Origin of the sequence: Dietzia massiliensis, assembly GCF_018390595.1 — a bacterium.
Lineage (GTDB): Bacteria > Actinomycetota > Actinomycetes > Mycobacteriales > Mycobacteriaceae > Dietzia > Dietzia massiliensis.
This window is the reverse complement of record NZ_JAHBAV010000295.1, coordinates 1-373: the sequence shown is the minus strand read 5'-3', so window position 1 is coordinate 373 and position 373 is coordinate 1. Positions and strand designations below refer to the sequence as shown.

Genomic DNA, 373 nt, shown 5'->3' with positions numbered 1-373 from the left:
GGCCGGGGCTGCCGGCGCAGGCCCAGCTCAGGTATTCGTCGGCGTCGCTCATCACCTGAACGTCCGGCGTGGCGCTGGAGCGCAGGTGGCCGGAGAAGGGATGTAGACGCAGCGTAGACTGGCCGCTGTTGCCGAGGCCGGAAATTTTCAGCACGCTTTGCCGAATGCTCCACAGCTGAGTCTCCGCCTCCAGCCGATCGTCCTGCGCGCCGATCCAGGCACTTGCCGCCGTCGTCTGATGCGCGTGTTGCAGCGCGCTTTGCCGGGTGCCGCGCGCCCGCATCACTTCGATATCCAACCCGACGTTTCCCTCGTCGCTGAGCAGCACGCCCACGGTGTTGCTGGCGTAAGCGAGGCTGAAATCGGGCAGCTG

The 373-nt window shown here is 66.5% G+C and carries 1 protein-coding gene; it reads right to left on the bottom strand.

From position 1 onward, the window contains the following. Window positions 1–373 (bottom strand): 4'-phosphopantetheinyl transferase family protein (locus tag KHA85_RS20590; protein WP_213186726.1); only part of this gene is annotated, 373 nt, incomplete at both ends.